General features: G+C 61.8%; 23 protein-coding genes. 3 read left to right on the top strand and 20 right to left on the bottom strand.

From position 1 onward, the window contains the following. Positions 1–72: 72 nt before the first annotated feature. Together AC3WLT_RS16620 and AC3WLT_RS16615 are read right to left on the bottom strand one after the other, a co-directional pair. Positions 73–915: an enoyl-CoA hydratase-related protein gene (locus AC3WLT_RS16620; protein WP_492592793.1), complete on the bottom strand. Its 843-nt coding sequence runs from the start codon at positions 913–915 to the stop codon at positions 73–75. Beyond that, a complete protein-coding gene (locus AC3WLT_RS16615) occupies positions 915–1,079 on the bottom strand; it encodes a rubredoxin (protein ID WP_492592792.1) in 165 nt (54 codons plus the stop codon). Before AC3WLT_RS16615 ends, AC3WLT_RS16620 begins: the two co-directional genes overlap by 1 nt. A gap of 136 nt (positions 1,080–1,215) precedes the next feature. Between AC3WLT_RS16615 and AC3WLT_RS16610 the strand changes: the two genes are divergently transcribed. Beyond that, positions 1,216–2,121 (top strand): SDR family NAD(P)-dependent oxidoreductase, encoded by a 906-nt coding sequence (locus tag AC3WLT_RS16610; RefSeq protein ID WP_492592791.1) that lies wholly within the window; start codon positions 1,216–1,218, stop codon positions 2,119–2,121. A 60-nt stretch (positions 2,122–2,181) separates the two neighbouring features. On the opposite strand, the gene AC3WLT_RS16605 is transcribed toward AC3WLT_RS16610, so the two are convergent. From AC3WLT_RS16605 to AC3WLT_RS16585, 5 genes are all read right to left on the bottom strand, one after another. Then, positions 2,182–3,021: an HpcH/HpaI aldolase/citrate lyase family protein gene (locus AC3WLT_RS16605; RefSeq protein ID WP_492592790.1), complete on the bottom strand. Its 840-nt coding sequence runs from the start codon at positions 3,019–3,021 to the stop codon at positions 2,182–2,184. Positions 3,022–3,091: 70 nt separating this feature from the next. Then, positions 3,092–3,952 (bottom strand): HTD2 family dehydratase, encoded by an 861-nt coding sequence (locus tag AC3WLT_RS16600; RefSeq protein ID WP_492592789.1) that lies wholly within the window; start codon positions 3,950–3,952, stop codon positions 3,092–3,094. A 6-nt stretch (positions 3,953–3,958) separates the two neighbouring features. Beyond that, positions 3,959–5,122 carry a serine hydrolase domain-containing protein gene (locus AC3WLT_RS16595; RefSeq protein WP_492592788.1) on the bottom strand — a complete coding sequence of 388 codons (1,164 nt, stop codon included), beginning with the start codon at positions 5,120–5,122 and terminating at the stop codon, positions 3,959–3,961. 70 nt (positions 5,123–5,192) lie between these two features. Further along, positions 5,193–6,794 (bottom strand): GMC family oxidoreductase, encoded by a 1,602-nt coding sequence (locus AC3WLT_RS16590; protein ID WP_492592787.1) that lies wholly within the window; start codon positions 6,792–6,794, stop codon positions 5,193–5,195. Positions 6,795–6,832: 38 nt separating this feature from the next. Beyond that, positions 6,833–8,077 (bottom strand): cytochrome P450, encoded by a 1,245-nt coding sequence (locus AC3WLT_RS16585; RefSeq protein ID WP_492592786.1) that lies wholly within the window; start codon positions 8,075–8,077, stop codon positions 6,833–6,835. A gap of 279 nt (positions 8,078–8,356) precedes the next feature. On the opposite strand from AC3WLT_RS16585, the gene AC3WLT_RS16580 reads away from it, so the two are divergent. Next, positions 8,357–9,619 carry an NAD(P)/FAD-dependent oxidoreductase gene (locus AC3WLT_RS16580; protein ID WP_492592785.1) on the top strand — a complete coding sequence of 421 codons (1,263 nt, stop codon included), beginning with the start codon at positions 8,357–8,359 and terminating at the stop codon, positions 9,617–9,619. A gap of 26 nt (positions 9,620–9,645) precedes the next feature. Next, positions 9,646–9,963: a 2Fe-2S iron-sulfur cluster-binding protein gene (locus AC3WLT_RS16575; RefSeq protein WP_492592784.1), complete on the top strand. Its 318-nt coding sequence runs from the start codon at positions 9,646–9,648 to the stop codon at positions 9,961–9,963. 71 nt (positions 9,964–10,034) lie between these two features. Here the strand turns inward: AC3WLT_RS16575 and AC3WLT_RS16570 are convergent, their stop codons facing one another. The 13 genes from AC3WLT_RS16570 to AC3WLT_RS16510 form a co-directional block, all read right to left on the bottom strand. After that, the gene (locus AC3WLT_RS16570) at positions 10,035–10,613 is read right to left on the bottom strand and encodes a nuclear transport factor 2 family protein (RefSeq protein WP_492592783.1); all 579 of its coding nucleotides are present in this window, start codon (positions 10,611–10,613) and stop codon (positions 10,035–10,037) included. Next, complete coding sequence (locus AC3WLT_RS16565) at positions 10,610–11,446, bottom strand: SDR family oxidoreductase (RefSeq protein ID WP_171926213.1); 837 nt, start codon at positions 11,444–11,446, stop codon at positions 10,610–10,612. The genes AC3WLT_RS16570 and AC3WLT_RS16565 overlap by 4 nt, the downstream gene beginning before the upstream one ends. 36 nt (positions 11,447–11,482) lie before the next feature. Beyond that, entirely contained in the window at positions 11,483–12,607 is a 1,125-nt protein-coding gene (locus tag AC3WLT_RS16560) for an acyl-CoA dehydrogenase family protein (RefSeq protein WP_492592782.1), read from the bottom strand. 2 nt (positions 12,608–12,609) lie between these two features. Next, on the bottom strand, positions 12,610–13,821 hold the full coding sequence (locus tag AC3WLT_RS16555) for an acyl-CoA dehydrogenase family protein (RefSeq protein WP_492592781.1): 1,212 nt from the start codon (positions 13,819–13,821) through the stop codon (positions 12,610–12,612). Positions 13,822–13,915: 94 nt separating this feature from the next. After that, positions 13,916–14,695, bottom strand: coding sequence for an enoyl-CoA hydratase/isomerase family protein (locus AC3WLT_RS16550; protein WP_492592780.1), 780 nt, complete (start codon positions 14,693–14,695; stop codon positions 13,916–13,918). 64 nt (positions 14,696–14,759) lie between these two features. Further along, positions 14,760–15,653, bottom strand: coding sequence for a crotonase/enoyl-CoA hydratase family protein (locus AC3WLT_RS16545; RefSeq protein ID WP_492592779.1), 894 nt, complete (start codon positions 15,651–15,653; stop codon positions 14,760–14,762). Positions 15,654–15,695: 42 nt separating this feature from the next. Further along, positions 15,696–17,228: a class I adenylate-forming enzyme family protein gene (locus AC3WLT_RS16540; RefSeq protein ID WP_492592778.1), complete on the bottom strand. Its 1,533-nt coding sequence runs from the start codon at positions 17,226–17,228 to the stop codon at positions 15,696–15,698. A 35-nt stretch (positions 17,229–17,263) separates the two neighbouring features. Further along, positions 17,264–18,067 carry a 2-oxo acid dehydrogenase subunit E2 gene (locus tag AC3WLT_RS16535; RefSeq protein ID WP_492592777.1) on the bottom strand — a complete coding sequence of 268 codons (804 nt, stop codon included), beginning with the start codon at positions 18,065–18,067 and terminating at the stop codon, positions 17,264–17,266. A 51-nt stretch (positions 18,068–18,118) separates the two neighbouring features. Next, on the bottom strand, positions 18,119–18,349 hold the full coding sequence (locus tag AC3WLT_RS16530; RefSeq protein ID WP_154558364.1) for a biotin/lipoyl-containing protein: 231 nt from the start codon (positions 18,347–18,349) through the stop codon (positions 18,119–18,121). 20 nt (positions 18,350–18,369) lie between these two features. After that, a complete protein-coding gene (locus AC3WLT_RS16525) occupies positions 18,370–19,392 on the bottom strand; it encodes an alpha-ketoacid dehydrogenase subunit beta (protein ID WP_492592776.1) in 1,023 nt (340 codons plus the stop codon). Next, positions 19,389–20,375, bottom strand: a complete 987-nt coding sequence (locus AC3WLT_RS16520; protein ID WP_492592775.1) for a thiamine pyrophosphate-dependent dehydrogenase E1 component subunit alpha — start codon at positions 20,373–20,375, stop codon at positions 19,389–19,391. Before AC3WLT_RS16520 ends, AC3WLT_RS16525 begins: the two co-directional genes overlap by 4 nt. Before the next feature lie 17 nt (positions 20,376–20,392). Continuing rightward, complete coding sequence (locus AC3WLT_RS16515; RefSeq protein ID WP_492592774.1) at positions 20,393–22,099, bottom strand: FAD-dependent oxidoreductase; 1,707 nt, start codon at positions 22,097–22,099, stop codon at positions 20,393–20,395. 2 nt (positions 22,100–22,101) lie between these two features. Beyond that, on the bottom strand, positions 22,102–23,460 hold the full coding sequence (locus AC3WLT_RS16510) for an aromatic ring-hydroxylating oxygenase subunit alpha (protein ID WP_492592773.1): 1,359 nt from the start codon (positions 23,458–23,460) through the stop codon (positions 22,102–22,104). Positions 23,461–23,540 lie beyond the last annotated feature (80 nt).

Here is a 23,540-nt window from a genome sequence, read left to right as displayed (position 1 = left end):
TGCTGCACGGGCGTCGTGGCGCGGATTCGATCTCCGGCAAATGTAAGTTGTCGAGCGAGGAGGAGTCCTGTTTCAGCTTCGGTTGCAAAAGCGCTCGCGCTGAATCCGCACTTCGTCCAAGGCCATCAAGGTATCGTATATGGCTCGCGCCCTTTGCATACCAGCGTCGAAGTCCTCGCATGCCACGGAGGCGGTAATCGCTTCCAGTGCTTGTACAGCCGCGTGAGCCGTGGGAGCGTCAGCCAGTGCCGCACGCGCCTGTGCAAGAACCCGTGTTGCGTGGCGATGGCTGACGGCACGATGTCTGATCAAGGGCAGCGAAAAATCGTTACGCTCGACAAGCGAGTGCGCCAGTTGCGTGGCGGCCTCCAACGCCTGACCAGGCTCGACGATACGGTCGAACAGCGCGGTACCGGCAAACGATGACGCGGGCGCCACACTCGCGGACAGGATCATGTCGATGGCTCGGGTAAGTCCCACCGCGCGTGGCATGCGTTGCGTGCCCGACAGCGGGATGGTTCCGAGTCCGACTTCCGGCAGCCCTATGCGTGCGTCTGCTTCGACAACGCGATAGTGACACACGAGTGCCGTTTCCAGACCGCCGCCTATGGCGAGGCCATGGATCGCTGCAATGACCGGCTTGTTCATCGATTCGATGAACGGGTGAACGTGTATCGACAGTCTAGGCGGCGCGGCCGCCGAAGGTGTGCCAAATTCGCGGATATCGCCGCCCGCGGAAAAACCTTTGCCCTTGCCGATGAGAATGATCGCTCGCGCATCGCCGTCGTCTCTCGCCTGCCTGAAGGCGCCCAGCAGACCGGATCGCACTGCCGCGCTCAAGGCATTGACCGGCGGATAATCGATCGCGATCGTGGCGACGTTCTCCACACAACCATACTGCACGGCTGCGAGCATTACACTTCAATCATCACGAAGTCTGCCTTCGCCGCTCCGCATTCCGGGCAGACCCAGTCTTCGGCAATGTCCACCCAGCGGGTGCCAGCCGGAAAGCCTTCGGCGGGAAGCCCAACGGCTTCGTCGTAGAAGAATCCACAGAAGATGCATTGCCACTGTTTCATCGATGTCGTTCTGCCAGGGGTTTGAGTGAAGAGACGTCGTATCGCCTCTTCGTTCACAATATGCAACGCTGTTCAGTTTTGTTATTATAGGCTGACGAACTTTCTACATCAACGCCTGAAACGAATGGAGACGAGAGTGAGCGATATCGTGAAAGACAAGGTGGTGGTCATAACCGGCGCGGGCGCGGGTATCGGCCGTGATTTCGCGCTGCAGTTCGCGGCAGCCGGCGCGAAGGTGGTGGTCAACGACCTGGGGCGCCATGCGGAAAGCGGCGAGTTCGCGGCGCAGCGGGTCGTGGCGGAAATCAGGGAAGCAGGCGGCGAGGCGGTGGCGAGTACGGATAGCGTGGCCGAATGGGACTCGGCACAAAAAATCGTGCAGGCAGCGCTCGACACCTTCGGGAGAGTCGATTGTGTGGTCAACAACGCGGGCATCGTACGCGACCGCATGTTCTTCAACATGAGCCCGGAAGAATGGAAGGCCGTGGTCGACGTGCATCTGAACGGTTCGTTCTTTGTGGCCCGCGCCGCCGCACCGCACTTCAAGGCGCAGAACGGTGGCAGCTACGTTCACATGACATCCACCTCCGGTCTGATCGGCAATATCGGCCAGGCTAACTACTCGGCTGCAAAGATGGGTGTCGTGGGCCTGTCGAAGTCGATCGCACTCGATATGGCGAAATTCAACGTGCGTTCGAACTGTATCGCGCCGTGGGCATGGACCGCGATGACCGCATCGATTCCGTCCGAGACGCCCGAGCAAAAGGCGCGCGTCGAGATCATGAAGAAGATGGAAGCGCGCAAGGTGGCACCGCTTGCGGTCTATCTTGCATCGGATCGCGCAGCGAAGGTGTCGGGACAGATCTTCGGCGTACGCGCCAACGAAATCTACTTCTTCAACCAGATTCGCATGGTGCGTTCGCTGCATCGCGACGGCGGATGGACCCCGGAGTCGATCGCCGAACAGGTGATGCCCGCGTTCGAGTCGAGCTTCTTCCAGAACGTGCCGTCACTCACATTGACGCCCTGGGATCCGGTTTAATACGGTCCCGGCACGTCACCAGCCGCGAGCGACCTCGGGCGACCTAGATGGCCGGCCGGCTCAACCGCTGTCCGGTGCGTCGCTATTCCGCGCGCCGGTCGAGCCGCCTGCCATCGCCAACTGACGCCGCGCCTTGAGCAGAACCGGCAGATCCACCATCCGTCCGTCGACGGACACCGCGCCGCCACCGGCGCGCACAAATGCTTCGACCACTTCCCGCGCCTTCGCCAGTTCATCCTCGCCCAGACTGAACGAGGCATTGACTTGCGCTACCTGCTTCGGATGGATGCATAGCTTGCCGCCGAAACCCAGGCGTCGCGCGGCCGATGCATCGGCCGCGAGTTGCGCGGTGTCATCGAGCGTTACGGTTACGCCATCCACTGGCGGTAGCAGACCTGCGACCCGCGACGCTAGAACGATCCTCGAGCGGGCATAGAGAAGCGCATCCCATGAACCTGAGCAATCCAGATCCAGTTCGAAATCGACCGAACCGAATACGAGTCGCTCCACGCCGGGCGCCCTGGCCACCTCGAGGACCTGCCACACGCCGAGTGCCGATTCGACGATCGGCAGAATCGGCTTGCCGCTCACGCGCGCAACCTTAAGAAGAGCTTCCGCGCTCTCCGCTTTCGGCAATACGACGCCATCGATGCCGCGCGCCGTGAGCAACGCCAGGTCGTCATCGAACCATGGCGTACCGACGCCGTTGATGCGCACAAGCACGCGCGTGGTCGATGCAGCAAATGCCGATGCGCCATCCGCGACATATTGACGAGCCTGCGCCTTGTCCGCTTCAGCGACTGCATCTTCGAGATCCACGATCACGGTATCGGCGCCAGAGGTGAGCGCCTTGTTAAAACGCTCAGGCCGTATCCCCGGAACAAACAGAAATGAACGCATAACACCCCATGAAAATTAACGTCAGATGCCGGAAATAGGCGGCGTCCGCTATCGGCGACAAAGGCGACGGTTACCCCAGAACGGCATCCGCTTGCATGCGCAAGGTGCCGTCGCTACCTGCGATCCACAGTTTGAGCGTCTTGCCGTCATCGCTGTCCGGACGTCCACAAACAACGAATGGCGCCGTGTCGATCACCGGACTGACTGCCCGAAACGAAAACGCCACGACCCGCGCGCCGGGAAGAGCCGATCGCACCAGATCCAGCAGCAGCAGCATCGCCAGAAACGGGCCATGTACCACAAGTCCCTGATAGCCTTCCTGCTCCATTGCATAAGGCCGGTCGTAATGAATGCGATGACCGTTGAGCGTCAATGCGGAATAGCGGAACAACTGCACGGGATCCGGATGGATCTCCCGCGTCCATTGCGCGCCTTCGGGAGCCGGCTGGAGTACAGGTGGCTTTTCGCCCGAGGCAGGATGGTCCCGATAGGCAATGTCCTGATGCTCCGTGATCGCCACGCCTGCCGCATCGCTGATCTGATGCAGCACCTTGACGAACACAAGGTCGCCGCTTCGACCTTGCTTGTGCGCCACGTCCGCGATCGTCGACAAACGGATGACCGCATCGCCGGCCTTCAGCTCCCGTAAAAACGTCAGCTGACTGCCCGCCCACATTCGCCGCGGCAAGGCCACCGGCGGCAGGAAACCGCCGCGCTTCGGATGTCCGTCCGGACCCACCAGCGACTGCCGGTGCAACGGTAAAAAGTAGAGCCAATGCCACAACGGAGGCAATGCATCACCGGGGGCGACCGAGGTGTCTTCTTTGTCAAGCGTAGCGGCAAGCGCGGCGATCGGCGTCAGGCCAAGCGTGTCGGAAACGCGCTCGCTTCTACCGATCCACTGCTGCAAATAGGCGACATCGACAGCCATAGGTCATTAGCCCAGATTCAATGCTTCGCGGATCGCCCGCGCGACGGGCAGCAGAGGGTCTTCCTCTGGCGAAGTCGGATTAAACATTTTGTTGTGGCAAATCGCAACGGCCAGACCGGTATCCGGATCGGCCCAGCCAATCGAGTTGCCCTGCCCCGGATGGCATAAGGCGCGCGGCGATTGAACGGCGGTCACCGGCGGATGAGCGCCGCCGAACCAGAACCCACCGATAGTGATCGGAATCGGAAACCCGAACATCACCGGGTCAGGTTCTGCGCTGTTCGCCCGCGGCATATTCAGCGTCGCGACGAGCTCCTCCGACAGCAACCGCACACCGTCAAGCTCGCCGCCGCCCGCAAGCATCGCCCAGAAGCGCGCTTCGCTGCGTGCATTGAATATGCCGCCAACCCCCGCCACTTCCGCGCGGCGCACATCGGGCCGCTCGAACACCGTTGGATTCAGCGCGACCTGCTCAGGCATCGAGGCGAGGAACAGCGGCGGCAGATATTGCGCCGGCACCGGCACCATTGCGTCAGTGAGGTTCGCGATACGTGGCTCGACCTCATCGGGGATACCGATCCAGAGGTCAGCGATGCCGAGAGGCGCGGCGATTTCCTCGCGCACGAAGCGTCCCAGCGAACGCCCTTCCGGATCCGCCCGACGTACCAACTCGCCGATGATCCAGCCGAAGGTCATCGACAGATAGAGTGTTTTCGTTCCCGGCTCCGCCAACGGTTTCAGGTCGGCAATCGCCGTGGTCATCCACTGCCAGTCGCACATCCGTTCGGGCGTGACCCCGCCGGGCATCTGCGGCACGCACGCACGATGCGTCAGCACGTCGCGAACCGTCGTGCGCGCCTTGCCGTGCGCACCGTATTCGGGCCAGTAGCGTGTAACGGGTGCATCGTAGTCGATGTGGCTCCGATCGGCCAGAATGTGCAGCGCGGTCGCCGCCACGGCCTTCGTGACTGAATAGACGTTGAACAACGTTTCGCCATCCACAGGACGCCCCGTCGCCTGATCCGCCACCCCGCTCCATGCATCCACAACCAGCTTGCCACCCTGATAGGCGGCCACCTGGACGCCGATTTCGCCGCCCTCGCGAGTCGCATGGTCGAGCGCCTGCTGGACGATCGCAGTGATGTTCGACGCTTGCGCCGTCAAGTTCATGCCATCGCTCCCTGATAGGAATTTCGCGTATGAAGGTTCGTGTCACGTTCGCAATACCGATCACGCCATGTCAACGTGCGTCCGCCAGAATCAGATCGCCTGCGCGCCACGCCATGGCCATCATCGGGCCGTTCGTGTTGCCGGAAATCATCGTCGGCGTGACGGACAGGTCCATAACGCGCAGTCCGTCGACGCCGCGCACGCGCAGCCGTGAATCGAGTACCGCAAGCGTGTCGCTCCCCATCCTGCAGGTGCCGCAAGCGTGGTAGCCCGACTGGCCTTCGCGCCGGTAGAGTTCGAGAATTTCGTCGTCGGACTTAAGCGCGGAGCCGGGACGTGTTTCGCCATCCAGCAGCCTTGCCAGCGGTTCCGCTGCGAAGACATTGCGCATCAGCCGGAATGCATTGATCGCCAGCCGCTGATCTCGGGGATCGGCGAGATAGTTGGCGACCACCTCCGGAGGGACATTACGGTCAGCGGAAACGATCTTCACGTGTCCCTGGCTCTCGGGTCTGAGCGGATAGCTGAAAAGCTGCATGCCGGGAAAAGCTTCGAAACCGTAGCCTCGGGCACCGAAATCCAGCGAGTACGGCGCCATCATCAATTGCACATCCGGCCGGGCGGCATCAGGCGCGGTTTTAACAAAGCCACCCACCTGATACGAACCCAATGCCATAACACCGCTATGGAACAGAAAATATCGCAGCGCATTGCGCCACAAACGCATCCCGGCGAACCGCCGGTTCTGCGAGTCTCGCCATTGCCGCAGACGCGCCTGAATCATGTAAAGCAAATGTTCACGCATATTCAGACCGACGCCGGGGCTCGGCGCGACGACGCGGATACCGAGCGACTGCAGATGTTGCGGATCGCCCACCCCCGACAGTTGCAATAACCGCGGCGACTCGAGCGCGCCGGCTGACAGCACCACTTCGCGGCGTGCGCGGTAAGTGGTCTCGAAGCCGGCACGTTTGCATTTGACACCCACCGCGCGCGTCCCTTCGAAGATGACCCGGGTCACTTCCATCCCCGTGACGACAGTCAGATTCCTGCGTTTCCTCGCCGGCTTGAGGAACGCTTCGGCTGAACTCTGCCGGCGGCCGTTACGAATCGTGTATGTCAGGTAGGCGACGCCTTCGTGATCGAACCGGTTGATGTCTTCGAGCCTTCGCACGCCAAGCGACCGGCAGGCGTCCAGCACGGCTTCGCCGAGGCGATTGCGCTCGGCGTACAACGACACTTTCAGCGGGCCGTCCTTGCCGCGCAGTTCGTCAGCGCCCAGCGCGTGGTCTTCGATACGCCTGAAGCACGGCGCCACGTCCCGCCAGTTCCAGCCTTCCACACCGAGCGCCGCCCACCCGTCGTAGTCTTCGGGATGGCCGCGCATATAGACCATGCCGTTGATGCTGCTCGATCCGCCGAGCATCTTGCCGCGCAACCAGACTTCATTGCGATGGCCGTTGCCGCTATCCGGCCGAACCGGAATGAACCACGCATGAACGGGGTCATCCAGCAGTTTTCCAAATCCTTTCGGCATCCGGATCAAAGGACTGGCATCTTCCGGACCCGCTTCGATCAGAAGCACTTCATGGCGCCCGCTCTCCGAGAGGCGGTTGGCCAGCACACACCCTGCGGCCCCTGCCCCCACGACGACAAAGTCGAAGTCGGTCATCAGTTCAGTCTCCGGCGGCTGGCTGGATCGGTCGAATCTCAGCCGAATACGACCGGAATCGTATGCGGCACGCGCATCATGATGCCGTTGATCAATGGCGCGGGCGCCGCGGGGTCAAGCCGCAGGTTCGGCAACCGGTCAAGGATCGCGTTGAGCGCGCGAGTCATCTCGACGCGCGCCAGATGCTGACCGATGCACACGTGAGGTCCATAGGCGAAAGCAAAATGCCGATGCGCTCTGGCGCGGAAAATGTCGAACCGGTCGGGATCCGTGAAACGGCCGGGGTCGCGATTGGCGCTGCCCGCTACCACATCGATAAAGGCGCCCGCCGGAATCTCGACGCCACCCAAGGTCACATCCCGCGCCGCCATGCGCGACTGCATCACGACAGGTCCATCCCAACGCAAGGCTTCTTCAATGGCGTACGGCACGAGCGTGCGCTCGTGCCGTACTGCATCAAGTTGATCCGGATTGCGCAGCAGACCAAGCAGCAAAACGCTCGTCGCGCGATATGTGGTGTCGCCGCCCGCGTTCACCAATTGCCTCAGAAACGAGATCACCACCTCTTCGGGCAAGCGTTCGCCTTCGACTTCAGCCGTCGCCAGCATGCTCACCAGATCGTCACCGGGATGCTCGCGACGCTGCGCGACGAGTTGCGTGAAATACGCGCCCAGCTTCGTCGAGGCCTCGACCCCGTGCTCGATATCCACCGAAACAAGCGTCTGGGCGATCGCGAGTTTGTGGAATATCCCGACGTCTTCGGGCGGCAGCGCAAGCTGCCGATAGATGATATTGAATGGGTAATGAAGCGTGAATTCCTGTACGAGGTCGGCATGACCGCGGCGGCAAAACCCGTCCATCAAGTCGTTCACCACCGGATCAACCAGCGTATCGCCCCACGCCGCCACCGTATTCGGCATGAACGCCTTCTGGAAGATACGCCGGTAACGCGGATGTTCGGGCACGTCCATGGTCGAGATGCTGCGGCCGAAGCTGATGCCGATATTGCGCTCATAGGCCCGATTCGAAAACGTCGCCGGATCACCCAACACCTGCGCCACTTCGTCATAGCCAAACACACAGTAGTGCTCGACGTCCTGCATCGTCAGATCGGCGGGCGTGTCCATCAACACGCGATAGTCGCCTTTCTGCACCGAGCCCCGCTCGCGCAACGCGGCGATGCGCGGGTAAGGGTCGCTATCCGCACCATAGGCCAGCGCATCCTCGAAAAAGGGGTTGAAGACAGGATCGTCGAAATCCTGAAGACGCAGCCGTTCATCCATGATGCCGTCTCCTCACGTTGCGTTTTATGAGTTCGCCGAGGCGTTCTCGTAGATGCCACATAGAGTTCTAATATTCGAACTATGTTCTATTTGTTGCGATTGTGCAATAAGGATTTTCCGTCCAGCAACGCGAACGGGAACGGGGTGGTCAATAGGGAACCCGAGAGTTGACAGTCCGTCCGAGTGACGTTCACAATTGAGAATATCATTCAAAAATAATAATTATTGCCAGTGCGTCGCAGTCCGCACGATAGCCATACGGGACGGGAGTGAGCGTTTATGAGCACTGCAGCAACCTCAGAGGACATCGCACTGATTGTCGGTGCCGGCCACGCAGCGGGCGAGTGCTCAACCAGCATCCGGGACCAGGGATGGCCTGGCCGCATCGTTCTGATCGGAGAGGAGCCGCATCTGCCGTATCAGCGCCCGCCTTTGTCGAAGGCGTTTCTGTCGGGCGAACTCAGCGCGGAACAGCTTTATTTGAAGCCGCAGGCCACTTACGACAAGGCCCGGATCGAATTCATTCCCAATACCCGGGCCGAGCGCATCGACCGCGCGACGCATGTGGTGACCCTGTCGGACGGTCGCGAGATCGGTTATTCGAAGCTCGTGATCGCGACGGGTGGCCATGCACGCAGGCTCGCATTGCCGGGCATCGAAGCGATCGAAAAGCAACCGAACTTTCACTACCTGCGCACGCTCGACCACGTCGCACGCATCCGCATGCAGTTCCATACGGGGGCACGCCTCGTCATCATTGGCGGCGGGTACATCGGCCTCGAAGTCGCGGCTGTTGCAGTGAAGCGAGGGCTGCACGTGAGCGTTCTCGAAGCATTACCTCGCGTGCTCGCCAGAGTCACGGCGCCGGAACTTTCTGCGTTCTATGAACGGGTGCATCGCGAAGCCGGCGTCGATGTGCGCACCAGCACGGCGGTCAGCGGCTTCGAACTGGACGCATCCGGCGATGCCGTCGCAGCCGTGGTCTGTGCCGATGGTTCCCGTATTCCCGCCGATCTCGTCATCGTCGGCGTCGGCTTGCAACCCGCCACGGAACTGGCCAGCGCAGCGGGCCTCGCCGTGGATAACGGCATCGTGGTGGATGAGCACACCCGCACGTCCGACCCCGACATCTTCGCCATCGGCGACTGCACCAACCACCCCAACGGGCTACTTGGCAGACGCTTGCGGCTGGAGTCCGTACCCAATGCCATGGAGCAGGCGCGCACGGCAGCGGCCACGCTGTGTGGCAAGGAGCGCGTCTACAACAGTGTGCCGTGGTTCTGGTCCGATCAATATGACTTGAAACTGAAGATGGTCGGCCTGTCGCAGGGTTATGACGAACTTGTCATGCGCGGTGCGCCTGAAAGCCGTTCGTTCTCCGCGCTTTACCTGAAAGGTGGCGTGATGCTCGCGGCCGATACCGTTAGCCGTCCGCAGGAATTCATGCTGGCCAAGCGTTTCGTCGGCGAGAAGATTCCAGTGCGCGCCACCGACCTCGCAAACGATTCGATCCCGCTCAAAAACCTGCTCCCCTCAGCCTGATTGATCATATTCACTCCAGCTACATCATGCCCATCATTCGATTCATTCAACCGGACGGCCATGAAACCACTGCGACGGCCAACGTCGGCGAATCCGTCATGCAAACCGCCGTCAATCACCAGGTGCCGGGGATTCTGGGGGATTGCGGCGGCAGTTGCAGCTGCGCGACCTGTCATGCGTACGTCGACGAAGCGTGGGTCAACCACATGCCGTCCGCCGAGCCGTATGAGATCGACATGCTGACGTGCGCGATGGACGTGCGGGAAAACAGCCGCCTGACGTGTCAGATCAATGTCACGCCGGAACTCGACGGTCTGGTGGTTCGCCTGCCCGGCGCTGCCTGAAAGCGGTGCGGTGGGCACGCTTGCGCTGTCCACCATCACCAGCCCCTCGCCGCTTTGTGAAGTGGAGTGAATCAGGGCGAACGCGTCAGCACACCGATCGCGGCCGGTTCAACCGCCTCCCAGAAAGACGCCCAGGTCGGAAACGACTGCGGCAGGCGCGGCTGGTATTTGTCGCTCTCGTACTTGCCGGGCCAGTTCTGCAAGCGCGGCGTCCCCGGGCGCTCCAGCCAATCGGTCGAATACCAGTGCCGTTCGTCGCGACGTTCGAAATACCACGTCCCCTCGCGCCGTACGTAGTGGTCGAAATAGCAGATCGCCATGACCACCCAATGACCATTGTCCTCATGCTCGGCGCGGCAATACACCTGGCCTGTCGCATGATCGGCATCGACCAGGTCGATCGCATGCCCGCAGATCTGATGAATGCTGCGGTAAAAGCTGCGCAGGATATGCTCCGACCCATAGAACGTTTTCAGCGCGGCACGCCCTACACCCCATCGCCCGCAATTCACGTCGTCGGTAAAGAGCGTGACAAGGCTGTCCAGATCACGCGAATCGACAGCGAGCGCGTAGCGCATGGGCAATTGCTGGATCGCCAGTTGCGCCTCGATACGGTCGATTCGAGCAAGCAGATCGGCATCGATAGTCATGTCGTCCTCTTCGCGCCAACCGTCACGCCGCCCGCGGTGCGGGCGCGAATTTCATCGGCGTAGTACGGTTGATGCGACAGCAGCCCACCGTCCACGTTGATGATTTGGCCGGTGACAAAAGCCGCCTCATCGGACGCCAGGTAGACCACCGCATGTGCCACGTCTTCCGGCTTCCCGAGGCGCGGGGTGAGATGATGACTCAGCATCATCTCACCCACGGGTCCCGCGTAATGGCCTATTGTTGCCGGTGTCACGATCAGGCCGGGCGCAATCGCGTTGCAGCGAATGCCCTCCTTGCCGTGCTGAGCGGCCACGTAACGCGTCAACGCTTCGATGCCCGCCTTGCACACACCGTAAGCGCTATAGCCGAGCGCACCAGCCTGAGCCGCGCCCGACGACGTATTGATGATCGAGCCGCCGCCGCGCGCCCGCATCAGCGGGATGGCATAACGTGACGCCAGCATGGTGCCGCGCAGGTTGATGCGCATCGTGTCGTCCCAGACAGAGACATCGACGGCTTCTACGGCGGCATCGACCGTGCTCGACAGCGAGGTGGCCGCCGCATTGTTGTGCAGCACGTCGAGGCCGCCCCAGGTCTCGACGGTAAGCGCAAACAACGCCGCTATTGAAGCCTCGTCGCCGATATCGACCCGCGCGGCAATCGCCCGGCCGCCCTGCTGCTCGATACGCTGGGCCTGCGCCACGGCGCCGTCGAAATCCCGGTCCGCCACGACCACCTGCCCGCCTTCAGCAGCCAGCATCGCGGCACACGCCGCACCGATACCGGACGCCGCGCCCGTGACGATGGCGATCCTGTCTTTGACTCGTAACATAAGCGCTATTCCTTCTGATTGGACACGTGGTCCGATTCAATGCGGCGCGGCGAAGCGCGCGAGGTGCAAGTCGATGTCGCCGTACAGCTTTTCCATCATCGTCATCTTGCGGAAGTAATGGCCGACCTGATATTCCTCGGTGATCCCCATACCGCCATGCAGCTGAATACCCTGCGCACAGACGAAACGGCCTGCCCGGCCGGCGACCGCCTTGGCCGCCGAGATGACGCGGCTGCATTCCATTGCCGGCCGATCCAGGTGCGCAATGCCGCAGTAGAGTATCGAGCGGGTCTCCTGCACGGCGACAAACATTTCGGCCATACGATGCTGCAACGCCTGAAATTTGCCGATCGGCTGACCGAACTGCACGCGAGCCTTGATGTACTCGGCGGTGATGTCCATCACGGCTTCCATCACGCCGAGCATCTCGGCTACGCTCGCTAGCGTGGCGAGTCCGGTCGCCACTTCGAGCACTTCGCGGGCGCGATCGGAGGCAACCAGCAACGAGGACGCATCCAGTTCGACGTCGCGAAACTCAATGTCCGCGGCACAAGATCCATCGAGCAGACGATATGTCCGGCAGGTCACGCCCGCCGCACGGCGGTCCAGCACGAAAATCGCGACGTCTTCCGCTTGCTCGTTCAGACGCGCGGTCACCAGCAACTGGTCCGCCGAACCGCCCGCCATCACCAGCGTCTTGGCGCCGCTCAGCAAATAGCCAGCAGCCGTCTTGCGTGCAACTGTACGATCACCGCAGCCCAGCTTGAACCGTGAGCCCGCTTCACTGTCGGCCAGCGCGAGCAGCAGCCGGCCTTCGATCACGGCCGGCAGGAGTACCTGCCGTTTGGCATCCGAGCCGCTACGGTCAATGATGGCCGAACATAGAAGCGCGGTTTGCACGAAAGGCTCGAGCACCATGCCGCGCCCGAATGCTTCCATCACAATGGCAGTTTCGACAAACGAGCAGGCAAGACCGCCGACATCCTCAGGCAGCATCAGGCCGAGCCAGCCGAGGTCAGCATAGTCCTGCCAGCGCGCGCGGCTAAAACCCTCTTCGCTCGCGGCAATCTCCCGGCGCTTCTCGAATCCGTACTCCTGCTGAATGAACCGGTCCACGCCGTCCTTCAGCATCAACTGTTCTTCGGAGAGGTTGAAGTCCATGGTCAAAGTCCAAAGGCGAGACGGGCAATAATGTTTTTCTGCACCTCCCGCGCACCGCCGTAAATGGTCGACGCGCGGCCGATGAGGTAGCCGGTCGTGCGGCCCGCCACGTAGCCTGGCCATGCGTCATCGTCATCGGCTAACGAATCGGCGAAGCGCCAGTCGCCGTGTTGCTGGAAGCGCATGCTGCGCGGACCGAGCGCATCGATCTGCAATTCCGTGACGCGCTGCTGCATCTCCGAGCCACTGATTTTGAGCGCCGACACCACCGCGTCGAGATTGCGCGTGTTCTTTTCCTCGGCCAGGATTCGTAACACCGACCATTCGAGTGCCAGCAGATCCACTTCAACCGACGCCAGCTTGCGGGCAAATTCGGCTGTGTCGATCAGACGCACGCCGTCCACCATTTCCCGTTCGGCGATGCTTTTGGCGCGCTGCAATTCCCGCTTGTTGAAATAGAGAAACGCGCTGGTGGTGCGCTCCTTTTCGAGCAGATATTTCGCGTAGGTCCAGCCCATGCCCGCCTCGCCGACCAGGTGTGTGCGCGGCACGCGAACGTTCTCGAGAAAGACCTCGTTCAGACCCGTTCCGCCTTCGATTGAAACGATCGGGCGCACGGTGATCCCAGGCGTATCCATTTTGACGAGCAGGAACGAGATGCCGCGCTGCGGCTTGACCGTCGTGTCCGTCTTGACGAGGAAGAAGCCCCATTCGGCAATCGAAGCGTCGCTGGTCCAGATCTTCTGACCGTTGATCACGTATTCGTCACCGTCGAGGACGGCGGTGGTCCTGAGACCCGCCAGGTCCGAGCCCGCGTTCGGCTCCGAAAACCCCTGACACCAGAATTCGTCCCCGGAGAGAATGGCGGGTAGAAAACGCTTCTTCTGCCAGTCCGAGCCGAACGCGATGATGACGGGCGCCACCATGTGGGTTGCCTGCCAGCCGTAGTCCATCGCGTCCGCGTTATACAGCTCTTCCATGAAGATATGCTTGCGAAAAGCCGCCCAGCCGGTGCCGCCGTGTTCCACCGGCCAATGCGGTGCGCCCCACCCGCGCTGGTGCAGAATGCGCTGCCACGTACGAATGTCCTCCTTCAACGGAGGATGCGCCCCGATCGTCCAGCGATGCGAAATCGCGGCGGGCAACTGCTCCCTGAAAAACTGCCGGACTTCCTGACGAAACGTTTCGTCCTCCGGGGTGTACTCGAAGTGCATGCCTGATTCCTCCTGCTATGTCCCCATCCGCGCGTCCACCGAAGGTCGCACTGCCTCGCGGCCGCCGCCCGCTTGCGCCGGTTATTTGATCGACCTAGTGCCCCTTGAAAGAGGGGCTGCGTTTTTCCCGCGCGGCGAGCCGTCCCTCGGCGGCATCGTCGGAATTCACCGCGAGTGCAACGGAATTCAGCTCGTGCAAGAGAAACTCTTCCATGCTGCCGGCGTTCAGGCGGAAGAGTTCTTTGGTCAGTCCGATCGAGAACGTCGGCATGGCCGCCAGTTCGGCGGCGAGCGCTTCGGCGGCATTCATGAGGCCCGCGTCCTCTACGACACGGCTTGCCAGTCTCGCCTCGAACGCTTCCTGTCCAGTCAGCTTGCGGTTGAGATACATGATCTCCTTCGCGCGAAATTCTCCGCAGTGGCGGGCGAGCAGATGCACCATGCCGCCCTCGGGCAAGGTTGCGCGCATCAGAAAGGCCGGGATGAACTGCGCCGTGTCCGACACCAGAAGCTGGTCGGCGCACAGCGCAAAACTCCATGCAATGCCGACCGCGACGCCTCGCACCGCCGCGACCACCGGCTTATTGAGGTTGTAGAGCTTCAGGGCAACCTGCTGATAAACAGCCATCGATTGGCGCGCGTGCGACACGCTCATCGGCGGCGGCGCTGCGCCACTGCCCTTGATGTCCGCTCCGGCGCAAAAGGCCCGCCCTGCACCCGTCAGAATAACCGCACGGATTTCCGGATCACGTTCGATGCGATCAAGATGCTCGATCAGCATGCTCAGCATGTCGGGCGTCAACGCGTTGAGCTTCTCCGGACGATTCAGACAGAGCGTGGCAACCGCGTCCTTCACTGAAAGTTCGACATCCATGGTTTTCATGTCTTAAGTGAGTCAGCCAGATGGCTCCGGGTCCCCCGCATGGCGCGGGGACGTTTCATTCGCCGCGTGCACGCAGCTTGATCATGCCGTCGCCGAACGGCTCGTCGCGGCGCTTGAGCGCTTCCTTCAGACCATTGGCTTCCATATCGGCCTTGAATTGCGCGCGGCGTGGCCCCTGGCTCTGATGGGCACGCGCGTCGTTCTCGACAGCGAGGCGTTGAAGCGTGCGCGCGCCTGCCAGTTCAAGCCCGAGATTCACAATCCGTTTGTTCGCGGAGAGCAGATCGGCATCGACAAACGACAGTCGGCGCGCGAGTTCCGCAACCTCAGCTTCAAGCTCTTCGACAGGTACGGCGTCCATCACGAGACCGATCTTTGCGGCGTCGCGGCCGGTCAGCGAATCCCCGGACAACAACAGGCGCTTCGCCCACTGCGGCCCAACGTGATAGAACCACATGTGCGCCGGCGGCGAGCCGTTGGCGCGCGTCGCAGGAAAGCCGATCCGTGCGTTGTCCGCGGCCAGCACCATGTCGCAGGCCAGTGCGAGGTCGGTGCCGCCCGCAAGGCAGTTGCCGTGCACCTGCGCGATGATCGGCTTGTGCACGTCCGCCATGACGTTCACGGTTTCCGCCTGCCGTTCCATCGACCAGCAGTCGTCATCGAAGCTGCGCACCGTGCCCCGGTATTCACCCGCATCGACCTGCTCCGCCGCGCGGTCCGAATAGGTGGTGACGAGGTCGTAACCGGCACAGAAATCCTTGCCGGCGCCGCGCAGGACAATCACGTTCACCGACTTCAGATCGTCCGCCTCGAGCAGCGCCTCTTTCAGTTCGCGCAACAGGACACCGTTAATCGCATTACGTTTGTCCGGGCGATTCAGCGTGATTCGCGCCACGCGCTCGGTGACCTCGAACTGAACGCATTCCGTGCTTTGGAGCCATTTGCTCATGATTCACTCTCATTCGAAGAAGGCGGCATGGCTGCCACGCGTTCAGCGGCCGAACCGCTGGCGCAATACAACCTTGCTGATCTTTCCGGTAGGCAGCCGCGGGAGTTCGTCGACGAATTCAACCGATTTCGGGCATTTGTAGCCGGCGATCAGCTCACGGCAAAACGCGATCAGCTCAGCCTCCTGTACCGTCTCGCCCGACCGGAGCACAACAATGGCTTTCACACATTCACCCCATTTTTCATGGGGTGCGCCGATCACTGCCGCGTCGATCACGAACGGATGCTGAAGCAAGGCGTTCTCCACTTCGCGGCTGTAGATGTTTTCACCGCCTGAGATAATCATGTCCTTCTTGCGGTCTACCAGGAAGACATAACCGCTGCTGTCCTGAAAGCCCATGTCGCCGCTGCGATACCAGCCGTCGCGCAAGGCGTCGACTGTCGCCACGCTGTTGTTCCAGTAGCCGGCCAGTTGGGTCGCAGAGCGCAGCCACACTTCGCCGGTCTGGCCCTGCGGCAGGTCAAGGCCGCTATCGTCCACAATGCGCAATTCGATCCCGGGACAGGGATGGCCGACCGACGCCAGACGCCGGACTTCTTCCTCTGTGCCATCTGGCCGCACTTCATGAGAAGGCAACCAGCAGGCGTTGCTCTCGGTCATGCCATACTGGACCGAGAACACCGGGCCCAGCACTTCGATGCCGCGCTCGAGGAGCGGCACCGGCACCGGCGCCGCTGCAGTTGTGATGTTCTCGATACTCGACAGATCGTACGAGGACAATTCGGGCACATCCAGTAACGCCTGCAGCATGGCGGAGACAAGGAACGTGAACGTGATGCGCTCGGCCTGGATCGTCTCCAGCATCGCCTTCGGCTCGAAACTGCGATGCAGTACGGTCGCCCCGCCCAGCCATGCAACCGCGTTCACAAAGCCAATGCCACCCACGTGAAACGCCGGTGTGGTCTGCAGCACCCTCGAGTGTCCGGAAAATTCGGTGACCAGCGCACAGCTTTCCGCCGTGGCGCACATTGCGCGATGCGTGCGGACTACCCCCTTCGGGTGCCCGGTTGTGCCGCTCGTGTAGATCAGATACGCGAAGTCGTCGGGCTGTGAGCGAATCGGCGGCCCGCCAGGCGAGCCGGCTTCCATCGCGGATTCGAATGATGTCGCCCACGCCGGCGCGTCGCCGATGCAGATATAGCATTCAACATCGGGCATCTGCGGACGCAGGGCGTCCACCAGCGCAGCATATTGCGCTTCGAAGACGAGCGCTTTCGGCGCCGCGTCCTTTACGATGTGCAGGATTTCCGCAGGCGCGAGGCGGAAGTTGACCGTGGCGAGCAGAAAGCCAGCCCATTCGCAGGCACGGTAGGTCTCGTAGTACTCGGCGCAGTTCATCGCCAGCACCGCGACCCGGTCCTGCCGACGCAACCCTAGCCGATACAACGCATCCGACAAACGGCGAGCGCGCTCCGCCATTTCGCCGTGAGTCACACGCCGGTCGCCAAACACCAACGCTTCCCTGTCCGTATAGAAACGCGCATTGCGCTCTATCATCTCCCCAAGCGTTTTCATCTCGATCCTGTCGTTGTCGGTTGGGTGTCTGCGGTTCAGGCCGCAAGTGCCTGAGGGTCGGCGAGCAGCGTAGCGATCAAGGCCGTGAAGCGCGCCGCATCCGCACCGTTGATGACCCGGTGGTCGTAGCTCAGTGAAAGCGGCAGGGTCTTGCGCCAATCCACGCCCCCATCGTCCGAAGCTTGAGGCATCAGCCGGGTTTTCGTCACCCCGAGAATAGCCACTTCAGGGGCGTTGATGATCGGCGTGAAACCCGTGCCGCCAATTCCTCCGAGCGAACTGATCGAAAAGCAGCCGCCCGACATCTCCGCCATCGAAAGACCTTTCTCACGCGCCTTCGACGACACCGCCGTCAGTTCTCCCGCCAGCTCCAGAATGCTCTTTTTGTCGCAATCGCGCAGCACCGGCACCAGCAGGCCGAAGCGCGTATCCACCGCCACGCCGATGTGAAAGTACTTCTTCAGCACAAGGTTCTTGCCGTCGCCGTCCAGCGAAGCATTGAACTGCGGAAATGCCTGCAGCGCGCGCACTGCCGCCTTGATCAGGAACACCAGCGGCGTCAGCTTCACCGTCGCGCCACCGTCGTTGTACGCCTTGCGGAAAACCTCGAGATTCGTGATATCCGCGTCATCCTGGTGCGTCACGTGCGGAATCGTCAGCCAGTTGCGCGACAAAAATGCACCAGTCAGCTTCTGGACGCGAGAAACAGGCTTGACCTCGATCTCGCCGAACTCGGCGAAATCGACCTGCGGCCATGGCGGCAGATGCGCACCGATCGGACCGGTCACTGCGGCAGGCGCTGCAACGGGTGCTGGGGAGGAAACGGATTCGACACTCATTGCAGATGCCTCGCTAGACTGTTTCGACCAGGATGAATGACAGGTGCCGGCTCAGACGATTTCCGCCAGCACCGTGCCGACCGGATACACCTCGCCTATCTGGGCGACGATCCGCAACGTTCCCGACGCCGGCGACTCGACTTCCTGCACCGATTTGTCGCTCTCCAGCGCATAGAGGGCCTGGCCTTCGGCGACTGTCGCGCCGTCCTCCAGGAGCCATTCGGTCAGCGTGCCTTCGTTCATCGAAAAGCCCAGCTTCGGAAGCAAAACCTGTGTGGTCATAAGTGCTCTCTTCAGGATATTTAAAGTCCGGATACGGCGCGCGAACCCGTGTCGTCGAGCGTTGCGCGAATCGCGGTCTCGATCTGTGCTGCGCCGGGTACAAAGGCGTCTTCGAGCGGCTTCGAAAACGGCACCGGGCAAAACTGCGAGCCGACCCGCTGCACGGGCGCCTTGAGCTCCCGAAACAGCGATTCATAAATGCGCGAAGCTATTTCCGCGCCGACACCGAACGGCTTGACCGCTTCGTGCACGACAACGGCGCGGCCCGTTTTGGCCACCGAGGTCAGGATCGTCTCCATATCGAGCGGGGAAATCGTGCGCAGATCGATCACTTCGCACGAGATTCCGGCCGTACCGAGCTGTTCCGCTACGCCCAGCACGTCGTGCACGCGGCGGCTATAGGTGATGACCGTCACGTCCGTGCCGTCGCGCACCACGTTGGCCTTGCCAAGCGGAATGCGCACACCGCGCTCCGGCGCCTTGCCCGGGTTCCAGTAGCTTGGCAGGTTCTCGATGAAGAGGCACGGGTCGTCGTCTTCGATACACGAAAGCATCAGCCCATAAGCATCCGCGGGCGTGGACGGCGCGACCACCTTGATGCCCGCGACGTGCGCGAACCACGCCTCCAGATAGTCGGCGTGCTGGCCGCCCGTACCGAAACCGGCACCGGTCATTGTGCGGATCACGAGCGGCACATGCGTCTGGCCGCCCGACATAAAGCGCAACTTCGCCGCGTGGTTGACGATCATGTCCATCGCGACCGTCGTAAAGTTCATCAGCATGATCTCGGCTACCGGACGCATGCCGACGATTGCCGCGCCGATCGCCGCCCCGATGATGGCCTGCTCCGAAATGGGCGTGGACCTGACACGCGACGTGCCATATTTCGACGACAGCCCTTTGGTCACGCCGACAATGCCGCCTTCCTGGCCGTCAGCCACGTCTTCGCCGAGAACGATGACGTTGGCGTCGGCAGCCATCGCATCGTCAAGCGCGAGGTTGACGGCCTGAATCGTATTGATGTCAGTCTGTGTCTGGTTCATGCCGGCACCTCGTCCTTAAAGATGTCGCGCCGCAGTTCGGCAACATCCGGATAGGCGCTCGTCAGCGCGAATTCGACCGCCGCGTCGATTTCGGCGCTGTGCGCTGCTTCCATCTCCGCCAGTTGCGCTTCAGTTGCATGTTTCGCCGCGATCAACCATGCGCGAAACAGCGGCACCGGATCTTTCGCCATCCACGCTGCTTTCTCGTGCTCGTCCATGTAGGCATCCGGGTCGCCGAACACGTGGCCGTGGAAGCGAAACGTATTCGCTTCGATCAGCGTAGGGCCGCCGCCGTCGCGGGCCCGTTCGATGGCCTCGCGCGCCACCCGATGCATCGCAATGGGATCGTTGCCGTCGACCGTGATGCCGGGCATCTGATACGCCACGGCGCGCTGTGCAATGTTCGGTACCGATGTCCCGTATGCGTATTTCGTGTGTTCGGCATAGCCGTTGTTCTGGCAGACGAAAACAACCGGCAGTTTCCAGACCGACGCCATATTCAGCGACTCGTGAAAAGCGCCGATGTTGGCCGCGCCGTCGCCGAAATAGGCGACAGCCACGCGCGGTTCACCCCGAATCTGCGCGGCCAGAGCCAGGCCGTTCGCGATGGGCATCGAACTGCCCACAATGCCGGTCGTCACCATCACGCCGGACGCAGGATGGGTGACATGCATCGGGCCGCCCTTGCCTTTACAGGTGCCGGTGACACGCCCCCCGAGTTCGGCCCAGAGATCCTTGAGCGGCACGCCCTTGGCGATCATGTCATGCACGCCCCGATAGATCGTGCAGATGTAGTCGTCATTGCTCAGGCAGACGGACACCGCCGAAGGAATCGCCTCCTGGCCGCGCGGCGAGTAATAAGGCATGACCAGCTTGCCGGACTTGATCACTGCGCGAAAACGCTCGTCGTTCTGCTTGATGAGTGTCATCCGCCGATAGATATCGATCAGCACTTCACTGCTGGGCGGTTGCTGGACTTTCATGCGAAGGTCTCCTTCGATCACCAGATCGTTTGGGCGCCGCTGGCATGCAGCGCGGCGATGTAACCGAATACGAACGACGCGCCGATGCTGCTGCCCGCGCCGGGATAGCAGCGACCCACCACGGACGCCGTGCAGTTGCCCGTCGCGTAGAGCCCTGGAATCAGCGAACCGTCTTCTTTCAGCACGCGGGCATACTCGTCCGTCACGAGCCCACCGGCCGTGCCGACGTCGCCAGGGTACATACGGACCGCGTAAAACGGCGCCTGTTCGATCGGGCCGAGATTCGGATTCGGCTTGATCGTCGGGTCGCCGTGACAGCGGTCGAAGGCTCGCGAGCCGCGTCCGTAGTCGCTGTCCACCCCCGTCTCGCAGAAACCGTTGAAACGCGTCACGGTGGCCTGCAAGCCGGCCGCGTCGATACCGCATTTCGCCGCCAGCTCTTCGATCGATCCGGCCTTGATCATGTAACCGCTATCGAGCCATTGCTGCGGAATCTGTCCCTGCATCGCCGAACCCCAGGGGTAATACTTGCGCTGACGGCTGTCCATGACGACCCACGCGGGAACGGCTTTACCCGTCTCCTTCTGACGCCGGTACATGCGTTGCCCGATCTCCATGTAGGCGCCGGCTTCGTCGCAAAAGCGCTGGCCGTCCTGGTCGACCATGATCGAAAACGGCAGCGACAGATCGAGGTGATGCATGAAGGGAAGCGGCGAGCCGTCCGGCGCGCGCGCGCCCTCGGGCAAGGTCTCATTGGGACCGAGCGAAGTCACGACCCACCATGCCTCTTCCATGCAATCGACGGCTGCGCCGAGACCCACCGCGGCTTCCAGCACTTCGCCGGTGTCGCCCGGATTGGCGTTCGTCCAATTGCTCGACGACGGTTGCGGCTGATATTTGCGGCGCATTTCGGCGTTATGTGAAAAACCGCCGGTGTTCAACAGCACGCCCTCACGCGCACGCACGCGCATTTCGCGCCCGCTGCGCATGGCGATCACACCCGTGACCCGGCCATCCTCAACGATCAGCTCGCGCACCGGTGTATCGGTCCAGATCGGAATATCGGCCCGCAGCGCCATTTGCAGCATGCGCCCCTGGATCGCCGCGCCGTTCGACACCAGCTCTTTACCCGTGACCTTCTGATAGAGCATGCGACCGGCGAGTTGCATCGCCTTGCGTTTGCCACCCCACGTGCGCTTTAACAGGAACAACTCGGGAAACTCGTTGGAGTTGGCGGGAATCGACGGACCCTTGTAACGCGAGAGCTTCGGCGCCCACTCGCCCAGTTCCTTGATGTCGAACAGTTTCGCCAGCAAAGACCGGCCACGCGGTTCGCCACCGGGCAGCGTGTCGTAGTAGTCCGACCAGCCATCTGCATAGACAAACTGCATGCCCTGCTTCTCCAGAAACTCGGCCATCTTCGGAGCGGTGCGCAAATACGCCTCGCGACGCGCCGGCGATGCGCCTGGACCCTGATAGGTAACCGCGGCATCGAAATATTGCCGCGCGCGTTCGTAGGAGTCGTTCACGCCGTGGCGCTTCATCACGTGGTTGTTCGGCAGCCACCAGACGCCACCCGAATACCCCGTCGAGCCGCCTACCTTGTCCTGCTTCTCGATGATGACAGCCTCTTTGCCAGCGGCCTTGCACGCAAGCGCAGCGCACATCGAACCGCCGCCGCTGCCGACCACCACGAAGTCATAGCTTGCATCCCAGGCAGCCATGTTCAATCCCCCTGCGCAATGAATTCCCGCAGCGCGCGGTGGAAATTGGACACCGATGTCTCCTGCAGCGGGTTCGTACGTGCCCCCTTGAAACCGCGCGATTTCATGCCCTGCTGCACGTTCGTCATGTTCTGGAAGTCCTGCCACAGGATCAGACCGAAATTCTCCAGCGCGTTCTGCTTCCAGTCGTCGACGCCGTGATAGAGCTCGCGCTTGAGAGGCGGCTCCGCACCCGGCGCATAGCGGACCAGCGACCAGATGTCGTAAATGCAGGAATCCGGATTGTCGCCGTCGGGCCGCGCACGGTAGAACAGCGCACCGTCCGGGTAAGGCAGGAAAATCAGATTCGGGAACACGTGCCAGTCGGCGCCCGCACGCCCCATCTGCTCGAACGAGATGTCAGGCCAGCCCGCCCCTTCGGCAACGGCCGCTTCGCGCTGGAACTCCATGGCCTTCGCCAGGACCTCGAACTGGTTGCCGCTTGGCGCCATCTCGGTCAGCAGACGTTTGGAAGCTTCATAGTCGCGCGCCGAGTTGATCGCTTTCAGCGTGTCTTCCATCACCTTGAAGAAACTGACGAGACCTTGCCGCACGTCTTCGGGCATCGGCTTGCCGGTACGCGGCGAGGGAGCGCCGATGAAACGCGTGGCCGTCGCGTAACCGAACATGCCGTGGCGTCCATAGGGAAAGCTGCGAGTCACATCGTCGCCGGCGACATCGAGCAGTTGCGGGTGGGTGGCCGAGACGTGATAGCCCTCATTGAACGCCTCCAGCGCGACCTTCCAGTTGCACGGCAGCCGGATCGACTTGTACCAGCGGTAGCGCATCTTTTCGAACTCGAAGCAGTCCGTGATTTCCGGTACCGGTTCGAGAAATCTGGCGAGCGGCTCCGCGTCGGTATCCATGTTGATGAACACGAATCCGCCCCAAGTGTCCACCCGCACTTCCTGAAGCCGCAGATCGCTATCGGCCATGTCGGGGCAGCCTTCCCAATCGCCGCGATCGAGTACGCGTGCGATGCTGCCATCAAGGTTCCACTGCCAGCCGTGGAAGTTGCAATGAAACTTCGCCGCCTTGCCGCAACCGTTTGTCAGACGCCGGCCACGATGCTGACAAACGTTGTAGTAGGCCTTGATCCGGTCGGCCGCCGTGCGCACCACGATGATCGACTCACCGATCACATCGAACGTGACATAGTCGCCTACCGTGGGAATCTCCTCGAGCCGGCACGCCACCTGCCACACGCGCGGCCACAGGTTGCGCGTTTCCTGGTCGAGGAACTGCTTCGACAGGTAGCTATCCTTGGGGACAAAATCGAGGCGGACCGGATGCTCACCCGAACCGGAATTCGTGTCACGCATTGATATCTCCTTCATGGTTTCGTCGGCTCACACACCGATTCTGGTTTCTTCTTGCCGGCTCACCGCCCATGGGGGCCAGG

The sequence above is a fragment of the Paraburkholderia sp. FW306-2-2C-D06C genome (assembly GCF_058781505.1).
Note: the sequence above shows the minus strand (reverse complement) of the source record. Positions and strands in the feature narration are given on the sequence as shown.

Excerpts from the sequence above, each read along its gene's own strand:
- AC3WLT_RS16620 (WP_492592793.1), bottom strand. The coding sequence starts at position 915 with ATGCTCGCAGCCGTGCAGTATGGTTGTGTGGAGAACGTCGCCACGATC.
- AC3WLT_RS16615 (WP_492592792.1), bottom strand. The coding sequence starts at position 1,079 with ATGAAACAGTGGCAATGCATCTTCTGTGGATTCTTCTACGACGAAGCC.
- AC3WLT_RS16605 (WP_492592790.1), bottom strand. The coding sequence starts at position 3,021 with ATGCGTTCATTTCTGTTTGTTCCGGGGATACGGCCTGAGCGTTTTAAC.
- AC3WLT_RS16600 (WP_492592789.1), bottom strand. The coding sequence starts at position 3,952 with ATGGCTGTCGATGTCGCCTATTTGCAGCAGTGGATCGGTAGAAGCGAG.
- AC3WLT_RS16595 (WP_492592788.1), bottom strand. The coding sequence starts at position 5,122 with ATGAACTTGACGGCGCAAGCGTCGAACATCACTGCGATCGTCCAGCAG.
- AC3WLT_RS16590 (WP_492592787.1), bottom strand. The coding sequence starts at position 6,794 with ATGACCGACTTCGACTTTGTCGTCGTGGGGGCAGGGGCCGCAGGGTGT.
- AC3WLT_RS16585 (WP_492592786.1), bottom strand. The coding sequence starts at position 8,077 with ATGGATGAACGGCTGCGTCTTCAGGATTTCGACGATCCTGTCTTCAAC.
- AC3WLT_RS16580 (WP_492592785.1), top strand. The coding sequence starts at position 8,357 with ATGAGCACTGCAGCAACCTCAGAGGACATCGCACTGATTGTCGGTGCC.
- AC3WLT_RS16575 (WP_492592784.1), top strand. The coding sequence starts at position 9,646 with ATGCCCATCATTCGATTCATTCAACCGGACGGCCATGAAACCACTGCG.
- AC3WLT_RS16570 (WP_492592783.1), bottom strand. The coding sequence starts at position 10,613 with ATGACTATCGATGCCGATCTGCTTGCTCGAATCGACCGTATCGAGGCG.
- AC3WLT_RS16565 (WP_171926213.1), bottom strand. The coding sequence starts at position 11,446 with ATGTTACGAGTCAAAGACAGGATCGCCATCGTCACGGGCGCGGCGTCC.
- AC3WLT_RS16560 (WP_492592782.1), bottom strand. The coding sequence starts at position 12,607 with ATGGACTTCAACCTCTCCGAAGAACAGTTGATGCTGAAGGACGGCGTG.
- AC3WLT_RS16555 (WP_492592781.1), bottom strand. The coding sequence starts at position 13,821 with ATGCACTTCGAGTACACCCCGGAGGACGAAACGTTTCGTCAGGAAGTC.
- AC3WLT_RS16550 (WP_492592780.1), bottom strand. The coding sequence starts at position 14,695 with ATGGATGTCGAACTTTCAGTGAAGGACGCGGTTGCCACGCTCTGTCTG.
- AC3WLT_RS16545 (WP_492592779.1), bottom strand. The coding sequence starts at position 15,653 with ATGAGCAAATGGCTCCAAAGCACGGAATGCGTTCAGTTCGAGGTCACC.
- AC3WLT_RS16540 (WP_492592778.1), bottom strand. The coding sequence starts at position 17,228 with ATGAAAACGCTTGGGGAGATGATAGAGCGCAATGCGCGTTTCTATACG.
- AC3WLT_RS16535 (WP_492592777.1), bottom strand. The coding sequence starts at position 18,067 with ATGAGTGTCGAATCCGTTTCCTCCCCAGCACCCGTTGCAGCGCCTGCC.
- AC3WLT_RS16530 (WP_154558364.1), bottom strand. The coding sequence starts at position 18,349 with ATGACCACACAGGTTTTGCTTCCGAAGCTGGGCTTTTCGATGAACGAA.
- AC3WLT_RS16525 (WP_492592776.1), bottom strand. The coding sequence starts at position 19,392 with ATGAACCAGACACAGACTGACATCAATACGATTCAGGCCGTCAACCTC.
- AC3WLT_RS16520 (WP_492592775.1), bottom strand. The coding sequence starts at position 20,375 with ATGAAAGTCCAGCAACCGCCCAGCAGTGAAGTGCTGATCGATATCTAT.
- AC3WLT_RS16515 (WP_492592774.1), bottom strand. The coding sequence starts at position 22,099 with ATGGCTGCCTGGGATGCAAGCTATGACTTCGTGGTGGTCGGCAGCGGC.
- AC3WLT_RS16510 (WP_492592773.1), bottom strand. The coding sequence starts at position 23,460 with ATGCGTGACACGAATTCCGGTTCGGGTGAGCATCCGGTCCGCCTCGAT.